7 protein-coding genes are annotated in these 8,715 nt (G+C 58.1%); 6 read left to right on the forward strand and 1 reads right to left on the reverse strand.

Features of this window, described 5'->3' with window-relative positions:
* Window positions 1-497 precede the first annotated feature (497 nt).
* Genes FFR93_RS39215 through FFR93_RS39240 form a run of 6 tightly spaced genes read left to right on the forward strand, consistent with a single transcriptional unit; the run spans window position 498 to window position 7,999 of the window.
* Complete coding sequence (locus tag FFR93_RS39215) at window positions 498-1,448, forward strand: glycosyltransferase family 2 protein (protein ID WP_138397090.1); 951 nt, start codon at window positions 498-500, stop codon at window positions 1,446-1,448.
* Window positions 1,445-2,548, forward strand: a complete 1,104-nt coding sequence (locus tag FFR93_RS39220) for a glycosyltransferase family 4 protein (protein WP_138397091.1) — start codon at window positions 1,445-1,447, stop codon at window positions 2,546-2,548. The genes FFR93_RS39215 and FFR93_RS39220 overlap by 4 nt, the downstream gene beginning before the upstream one ends.
* Window positions 2,539-3,684: a glycosyltransferase family 4 protein gene (locus tag FFR93_RS39225; RefSeq protein ID WP_138397092.1), complete on the forward strand. Its 1,146-nt coding sequence runs from the start codon at window positions 2,539-2,541 to the stop codon at window positions 3,682-3,684. Before FFR93_RS39220 ends, FFR93_RS39225 begins: the two co-directional genes overlap by 10 nt.
* On the forward strand, window positions 3,681-5,888 hold the full coding sequence (locus FFR93_RS39230) for a polysaccharide biosynthesis tyrosine autokinase (protein ID WP_138397093.1): 2,208 nt from the start codon (window positions 3,681-3,683) through the stop codon (window positions 5,886-5,888). The genes FFR93_RS39225 and FFR93_RS39230 overlap by 4 nt, the downstream gene beginning before the upstream one ends.
* A 49-nt stretch (window positions 5,889-5,937) precedes the next feature.
* The gene (gmd, locus tag FFR93_RS39235; RefSeq protein ID WP_138397094.1) at window positions 5,938-7,029 is read left to right on the forward strand and encodes a GDP-mannose 4,6-dehydratase; all 1,092 of its coding nucleotides are present in this window, start codon (window positions 5,938-5,940) and stop codon (window positions 7,027-7,029) included.
* Window positions 7,022-7,999 (forward strand): GDP-L-fucose synthase, encoded by a 978-nt coding sequence (locus FFR93_RS39240; RefSeq protein WP_138397095.1) that lies wholly within the window; start codon window positions 7,022-7,024, stop codon window positions 7,997-7,999. Before gmd ends, FFR93_RS39240 begins: the two co-directional genes overlap by 8 nt.
* Window positions 8,000-8,319: 320 nt before the next feature.
* Here FFR93_RS39240 and FFR93_RS39245 read toward each other — a convergent pair.
* A partial coding sequence (locus FFR93_RS39245) for a porin (RefSeq protein ID WP_171049344.1) occupies window positions 8,320-8,715 on the reverse strand: 396 nt, incomplete at its 5' end.

The raw sequence follows: 8,715 nt of genomic DNA on the forward strand, positions 1-8,715 counted from the left end.
AAACGAAGGCGGAGCTAAGCCTAACGCCCATACCCACCATCCAAGGACGTTGTTTGGTTTAAGCTGACTGTCTACCCCTCCCCCAAAAGTTGGTGCTGGGGCCAAGGACATTGCCCATAAGAGCAGATGTCACCCGCGATCAATCACCGGTAGCTTGGCGATGAAAACATACCGCGAAGCACGTCACGCTGGGCCGCCGTTTGCCGGTGAAGTGGGGCAGTAATTCTGGCGCAGCTGGTTATTGGCAGCTGACGCTTAGAAGGGTTGGGATTGCTATGGTTCTGCGTCATGGTCCTGGTTTCGTACACAATGTAACGGGAGCGACACACGTTGTGGTGTTGCCGACGGCAGTCATACTAGCTCGAGGCGAACTGAGCGAGCAGGACGATGCCAGTCCGCATTTCACCTCATTCCATCCATTTGCGCTGCCGAAGGCGCGAGCCTTCGCAACTCTGGCGCACCGACGTGTCGCGCGGCGACGCGCTTGAGGGGGTGTCATGGAGCGGCCGACAATCAGCGTCCTTATTAACAACTACAACTACGGGCGCTACGTGGCTCGGGCGATTGACAGCGCCCTGAGCCAACAGGCGTCCAATGTCGAGATTATCGTTGTCGACGACGGCTCGAGCGACCAGTCGCGCTCTGTTCTGGAAGGCTATGACCAGCGGGTGAAGGTGCTTTTCCAGGAGAACCAGGGGCAGGCCGTCGCGATAAATGCTGCTGTGAAAGCAAGCAGTGGCGACATCCTCTGTTTTCTCGATGCTGATGACTGGTGGGCGCCAGGAAAGCTGTCGGCGACAGCCGCTGCCTTCCAAGCTAATCCTCAGGCATCGCTTGTTTATCACCGGCTTCAGCCAACGCGGAGCGACGGCTCGCCAAGTTCAAAGCCCATCCCTCGGACCCTCTGCTCGGGAAACTTGTCGTCACGGCTCGCTAGATCAGCAGGCTGGTGGCCCTTTCCAATGACATCCGCCGTTGCTGTAAGGCGCAGCGGGTGGGATGTTGCAGGGGATATTCCAGAGCAGTTCCGCATGTCCGCCGACGCCTGGCTCACCGGCATTTATCCATTTCTGGGAGGTGTTGTCGCCTTGCCATATCCACTCGGCTTCTACCGGATTCACAACAACAACTGGTATCGGCCATTCGATGACGCCGCCATGCTGAGAAAGCGGATAGCCCATTGGAAGGCTGTCGTTGAAGCGACAAACCAGTTTCTTTCCGCGCACGATCTGGCGGGAAGACTGCGTCTGAGCGATCACTATCCGTACCAGGTCGCCTCAGCCAGACTGGAGGGCGCCGATATACGCACCCGATTCAGGCTTGCCATGGAAGGGCTCCTTTTCGCCGGCGAACCAAACTTGCTGAGGCGGACGCGCGATGCATTGCGCACCGCCTGCGACCTTCCTCGACTTGGTCAGGAAGTTGGCTTGTCGGAGTCAGCCCGATGAAGGCCCTGTTGCTGGTTTCCGAACTCGAAGACTACACCATCTCCTTCGCCAGCGGCGTTGCGCAACATCTGCAGGTCGTCCTCGGAGTTCCGCGTCGGCGCTATGCCCACCTTGCCTCCTCTTTCGATCCGGCAGTCGACCTGCACCTATTGGACTGGCCGCGGCACCGCTCGCTCTCGAATCCCTGGTTCCTGCACCAACTCACACGCCTCATCCGGCACGAGCGCCCAAACGTCATTCACCTCCTGAGCAACTCTACGCTCTGGTTGAACTTTGCCGCGCCGTTCTGGCGCCCGATCCCGCTCGTGACGACCGTCCATGACGTGGAAGTGCATCCTGGCGATTCCGACACCCGCACGCTGCCCGCCTGGGCTCCCCAATTGATGGTGCGGCAATCGGGTCATGTCGTCGTCCATGGCGAAGGACTGAAGCGAATGGTCCTCGAGCGATATTCAAAATCGCCTGATCGCGTCCATGTCCTGTCGCATCCGGCCATTCATCGCTACGCGGAACTTGCGCGGCGGCACAAGATGGCGCGACGCCAGGCAGATGGAACTTTGCGCGTCCTGCTTTTCGGACGGATTTTTGCTTACAAGGGATTGGAGCACCTGGTCCGTGCCGAGGCAATGCTCAAGGACCTGCTGCCCAATCTGCGTATCACGGTCGCAGGCCGCGGCGATGATCCGTGGATCTTCCGGCCTCTTATGGGGGAAGCCGGACACTATGATGTTCGCAACCGCTTTATCGAGGATATGGAGGTCGCCCAGCTCTTTCTGGATACCGATATCGTTGTCCTTCCCTATACGGAAGCCTCTCAAAGCGGTGTACTCAACCTTGCCGCGGCATTCGGCAAACCAGTTATCGTGACTGACGTCGGCGAATTGCGAGCCACCGTTCTGCCGAACGGACTGGGAATGGTAGTTCCGCCGGGGAATGTGGAACAGCTAGCGAGAGCCATCCGGACACTGGCTGAAAACAGCGAGCTCAGAGACAGCTTCGGGACCAGCGCGCTCGCATGGGCCACAGGTCCGAATTCGCCTGAACAGGTCGGAGCACAGGCTGCGGCCGTTTACCGTGAGGTGGTCGGGGCATGCGAATGACGGCGCTCACGAATGGCAATCGGGTAGCGGCGCGGAACGCGGCGGCAACCGTCCGCCACTACGTCCCGGGCGGTTGCGAAAACGGTGGCGGAATCGGCAGGCTGGTCGGATATATATCGAACACGGCGAAGAAGGCCGGCGAAACACACCTCGTCACCGACACCAGAGGGCCTCGATGGTCTGTAGCGACGTCGCCGTTACGCCTGCTCGGCGCGATCTTGATGATGGCGAAGGATCGGATAATTGCTCCGGCACGCATCCACCATATTCACGTCGCGGGTCGCGGCAGCACCGCAAGAAAACTGATCCTCACCGAGGCTGCCCGTCTTCTTGGGTGCCCTCACATATTGCACCTGCACGACTACGACTATGCGAGCGACTTTGCGGCGCGCTCGCCACGGCAACAAATGCTGATACGTCGGATGTTCCAAAAGGCTGACCAGGTTGTGGCACTGGGCCAGCGCGACCGCATCACTCTGACGACGCTTCTGGGCGTGGACGAGCGCCGCGTAGTCGTGATCCGCAACTGTGTTCCCGACCCCGGGGCGCGCAGTGTTCATGTTGGCGAGATGCCGTTGATCGTATTCCTCGGCCGGCTGAGCGAACGCAAAGGTGTTCGGGAGCTTCTGCAAGCCTTAAGTCATCCGGTCATGAAGGAACTCCGGTGGCGTGCCGTGCTGGCAGGCGACGGACCTGTGGAGGACTACCGGCGCCAGGCTGCCGCCATGGGACTTTCGGATCTTGTGAAAATGCCGGGCTGGCTTGATGCCGACGAAGCGCAAGCCTTGTGTGCACGGGCAGATATCCTGGTCCTGCCTTCGCACGCAGAGGGCTTGGCAATGGCTGTCGTCGAAGGGCTTGCCCATGGGCTTGCAGTGGTCACCACGCGGGTCGGCGCGCATAGCGAAGTCATCTCCGACGGTGAAAACGGCGTCTTCGTACCAGTCGGAGACAAGGATGCCCTGGCTGCGGCGCTGGCGAAGCTCGTCACTGATCCCGAAATCCGCAGCCGTCTCTCGGCCGAGGCCCGCGCTCATTATCTCAGCCATTTCAGTATGAAGGCTTACATGCGATCGCTGGAAAAACTCTACGACGCCGTCTCCGCGCAACCTCAAACGACGGTTGGTGAAAGATGACCATTTCAACTGTGCCGCCAGACCGCAACACCTCGCTCTCGTCGATGCGCTACGATCCCCGGTTTCAGGCAGAGTCTCGGTCGGACGACCTTGATCTGACGTCGGGCCTGCGCCTCATCCGGCGAAGGATGGTCATGATAGTGGCTATCATCGCGTTGCTTATGGCGGCTGCCGCAACCGTGATTTCGGGATTGAAGCCGACTTTTCATGCCGAGTCCCGGCTGATCATCCACACGCCATTGGCGACGAAGCTCGGCGCGGAAGAGTCCGGCCGCAACGATCCGCTGGATGCCACATCGGAGACCGAGCGGCTTCTTTCCAGAAGCATCGCAGAGCGGGTAATCCGCGAGCTGCGGCTCGATGATTGGCCTGAATTCAATCCGGCGCTGCAGGAAGTCTCGCTTATCGACAAGCTCCGAGCAATGCTGCGCGGTTTGGTCGACAGCGAAAAACCCTCCTCGTCGAGACGAAACAGCATCGAGCCGATCATCCCGAATTATTACAAGGCTCTGCGTGTGTGGCGCGATGGTCAGGGTGACGTCATTCAGATCGGCTTCGATGCGAGCGATCCCGAACTGGCTGCCGCAGTCCCCAACCGGCTCATCAGCATCTACCTCGAAGAGCGGAAGGATAGTCTGCGGGCCCGGCTGGACGCAGCGGAAGAATGGCTTCTGCGGCGCATTGCCGAACAGAAGGTTCGCGCCATGACAGCACGCGATGCAGCCGATGCGTATCAAAAAACCATGGATGTCGTCTCAAATGACGACGATCAGGTTGAACAGATCAAGTCAATAATGGAGCTGGGCGAGCGGCAAACAAAAATCGAACAAGGCCGCGCTGAAGCGCGAGCAACGATATCTGCGCTGGAGGCGGCTGACGACCTCTCGCTCGCGCTGCAGAATATGGTCATTCCGGACAGCATTGGCGCAATGCAACGGGAGCTTCGCGCGCAGGAGCAAGATCTTGAACGGCTTCTGGAGACGTATGGCGATACGGCCCAGGCCGTGGTCGACATGCGCGCGAAGATCCGTAAGTCGCGCACCGATCTTAATCTTGCGGCCGATCGATATCTCCAATCGATACGCGCCAAGCTTGCGGGGCTCGATCGCGAGGACGACGCAGTCCGGTCGGCCTTGGCGACTGCTCATGAGAAACGCACGCGGTCTGCCCTGGCGCAAACGGAGTTGGCGCGGCTTCAGCGCATGGCTGACAAAGAGCAAACGGCGGTGGAAAAGCTCGAGGAGCAGCGCCGCGGCCTGGTTGCACAAGCCATGCTGCCGGGAGCGGAACTGGAAGTTTTGTCGCCGGCCGCAGTACCGCTGGCGCCGCACGGACGCGGACGGCTCTTTTACCTGGTCGGCGCCCTCCTGGCTTCGATATCGATCGCGGTGACGGCCGCTTTCGTGGTCGAGATGTTGGACAACTCGGTGCGCAGCTTCGACCAGATTGCCGGAATGGGGCGGACAGTATCCGCCGGCTTCATCCCGCACTTGAAACGGAAAGACCAGAAAGATCCGTCGATGCTCTTCGGATGGATCCAAGTCGGGATGTTTGACGAAGCAATTCGCTCCGTTTTGACTTCATTCAAACAATCGAACGGCGGAAAGTTACCCAACAGTATCGTCGTGACATCGGCGCACAGCGGAGAGGGCAAGTCGCTTGTCGCCAGATCACTGGCAATTGATCTCGCTGCCAACGGAATTCCGGTGCTGCTTGTTGATGCCGACCTCAGACACGGAAATCTCGACTCGTTTTTCAAGTCGGATCTAAAGCTGGGATTGAACGAATTTCTGTGTGGACAGGCCGGAATCCGGGACATCGTCCACCACCATCCAAGCGGCATCGACTTCATCCCGGCCGGCAATGCGAGTCTCCATTGGCGCGCTCGTTTGACCGATGCGGCTGACATCATCGGAATGGCCGCCTCGATGGGTCAAATCGTCATCTTCGACAGCGCACCTGTGCTCGCCTCGGCTGATACAATGCATCTGACAGCATTAGCAGAACGAACGTTGCTGGTAGTAAAATGGGGGAAAACGAGCCGACGCGCTGTCGAATTTTGCTTACATCAACTGAAACTCGCGCGCAACGCAGAACTTTCCGTTGCCATAAACAACGTCGATCCCAAAAAACACGCCAAGTACAACTTCAGCGACTCGGAATTATTTGTGAAATCGTTGAGGAAATACCACGAATTCACATAAGCAAAACAGAACACGCCCGCTCCCGTTAAAATAGATTAAGGAGACCGTAGTGAAAAACAAAGATAAGGTTGCGCTGATTACGGGCATTACAGGCCAGGACGGTGCTTACCTGGCCGAGTTTCTCCTGGAGGAGGGCTATATCGTTCACGGCCTCAAGCGACGCTCTTCGTCCTTCAACACAAGCCGCATCGAGCATCTGTACGAGGACCCGCATATCGAGAACCCTCGGTTCATCCTGCATTTCGGGGACATGACTGACTCCACGAATCTCATTCGCGTGGTTCAGGAAACGCAGCCGGACGAAATCTATAACCTCGCAGCGCAGAGCCACGTTCAAGTCTCTTTCGAGACCCCGGAATATACGGCCAACGCGGATGGGACCGGCACCTTGCGGCTGCTCGAAGCAATTCGCCTCCTGGGGCTGACGAAGAAGACCCGCTTCTATCAAGCATCCACCTCCGAGCTTTACGGCAAGGTTCAGGAAGTCCCGCAGAGCGAAACGACGCCTTTCTACCCTCGATCACCCTACGCGGCGGCCAAACTCTACGCCTACTGGATAGTGGTCAATTACCGCGAGGCATATGGCATGCACGCCTCGAACGGCATCTTGTTCAATCATGAAAGCCCGATCCGCGGCGAAACGTTCGTGACCCGTAAAATCACCCGGGCGGCGGCCGCAATCCATCTCGGATTGCAGGACAGGCTCTATCTGGGCAATCTGGATGCCAAGCGCGACTGGGGACATGCACGCGAATATGTCCGCGGAATGTGGCTGATGCTGCAGCAGGACGAACCGGAGGACTATGTCCTTGCGACCGGCGAAACACACTCGGTTCGCTCCTTCGTCGACAAAGCCTTTGCCAAGGTGGGCATGCCCATTAATTGGCGCGGAAACGGAGTTGAGGAAAAGGGCTACGACAAGACATCCGGCCGGTGTGTGGTGGAGATCGATCCAGCTTATTTCCGTCCGACCGAAGTTGATCTTCTGATTGGTGATCCGACGAAGGCACATACGAAACTTGGCTGGAAACATGAGACCAGTCTTGATCAGTTGGTTGCGGAGATGGTTCGCGAGGATCTGAAAGTCATGGCGCGAAATGTTCCAGCGGTAGGTGTAACCAAAGGTTTTGCCTATGCCTGAGGTGATCTACAGCCTTGCCGGAAAAAAGGTTTATGTGGCGGGCCACCGAGGCATGGTGGGCTCCGCGATCGTGCGGCGTCTCGCTTCCGAGGACTGCGAGATTTTGACAACCAGCCGCGCCGAGGTCGATTTGAGACGGCAGGACCAGGTGGAGATCTGGATGGGCAGGAATCGTCCCGACGTTGTCTTCCTGGCTGCAGCAAGGGTCGGCGGTATTCTGGCGAACGCTGCCTATCCGGCCGATTTTCTTTACGACAACCTGATCCTACAGACGAACGTCATCCACGCGGCTCATAGAGCTCACGTCGATAAACTGATGTTCCTGGGGTCGTCTTGCATCTATCCGAAATTCGCCGCTCAACCGATCGTCGAGGACTCACTTCTGACTGGACCGCTTGAGCCTACGAATGAGTGGTATGCCATCGCCAAGATTGCCGGATTGAAACTCTGCCACGCCTACCGCAAACAGCACGGTAGAGATTTCATCTCGGCCATGCCGACCAATCTGTATGGGCCGGATGACAATTTCGACCTCGAATCAAGCCATGTCATGCCGGCACTCATACGCAAGGCGCATGAGGCCAAGATCAGCCGACAACAAGAGATATGCATCTGGGGTACAGGCAGGCCGCGGCGCGAATTCTTGCATGTTGATGATTGCGCCGACGCCTGCCTCCATCTCATGAAGACCTATTCCGCCGACAGCCATGTGAACGTAGGTTCCGGCGAAGACATCACCATCCTCGAATTGGCATATCTCGTTTCCGAGGTCGTTGGTTTCAAAGGCAAGATCACTCACGACCTCACCAAACCAGATGGTACACCACGCAAACTCTTGAGTGTGGAGAAGCTTCGCACTCTCGGCTGGTCTCCGAAGATAGGTCTGAAAGAGGGTATCGCAGACGCCTACCGTTCCTTCCTTGATGGGCATTACCTCGAACGCAGCCACAAGGCGGTGTCTGCGACGTGATCGCTCGGAGCGGCATCAGCTTTCAGAAGCCAAGACTTCGGCGCTGCGCCGCCTATGCTCAACACAGTCGGACGATAATTGCTGCCATAAGTCGGGCGTAGGCCATATGACGTTCGACCGCGTCGGCTGACCTGAAGCATGGGAGCAGCTTTCCACGGCTGAGAGATGGTTAACTTTTGCGCGCGCCGTAATCGCAAAGCCGCTGCACGCTCCCGCATTACGTGTTTTGAGCCCTTCAGCTACCCGAACACGATGTCGCGCAAATGCAAAAAGCCCGGCTCGAGAGCCGGGCTTTCCTGATCGACCGAAGTCAGACCAGATTAGAACGAACGCTGCAGGCGGAAGTAGCCCGAGGTGGAGTCGTCGCCATCTTCCGGATCGAAGTACTGGACCGAAGCCTTGGCGTAGAAGTTGTCGACGATCTGGTAATCAACCGTCAGACCAACCTTCCAAGCCTCGTTGTCGCTGAAGTCGTCGCCAGCCTCGTAGACGTCGCTGTAGTACTGGACGCCAGGAGTGATCTTGAGCTTGTCGGTTGCCTTGATAGCGTATTCGGCAGCGATAACCCATTCAGCCGCGGAGTAGTAGGAGTTCGGGCCGGAAGAGTATACGGCAGCGAGGCCGAGCGCACCGGGACCGATTTCAACCGTACCCATTGCACGGATAGCGCCGTCTTCGTTGTCGAAGTCCCAGCCGCCGGTGACCTGGTAGCTGAA

This window comes from Rhizobium sp. MHM7A (assembly GCF_005862215.1).
Classification (GTDB): Bacteria; Pseudomonadota; Alphaproteobacteria; order Rhizobiales; family Rhizobiaceae; genus Rhizobium; species Rhizobium bangladeshense.

Excerpts from the sequence above, each read along its gene's own strand:
- FFR93_RS39215 (WP_138397090.1), top strand. The coding sequence starts at position 498 with ATGGAGCGGCCGACAATCAGCGTCCTTATTAACAACTACAACTACGGG.
- FFR93_RS39220 (WP_138397091.1), top strand. The coding sequence starts at position 1,445 with ATGAAGGCCCTGTTGCTGGTTTCCGAACTCGAAGACTACACCATCTCC.
- FFR93_RS39225 (WP_138397092.1), top strand. The coding sequence starts at position 2,539 with ATGCGAATGACGGCGCTCACGAATGGCAATCGGGTAGCGGCGCGGAAC.
- FFR93_RS39230 (WP_138397093.1), top strand. The coding sequence starts at position 3,681 with ATGACCATTTCAACTGTGCCGCCAGACCGCAACACCTCGCTCTCGTCG.
- FFR93_RS39240 (WP_138397095.1), top strand. The coding sequence starts at position 7,022 with ATGCCTGAGGTGATCTACAGCCTTGCCGGAAAAAAGGTTTATGTGGCG.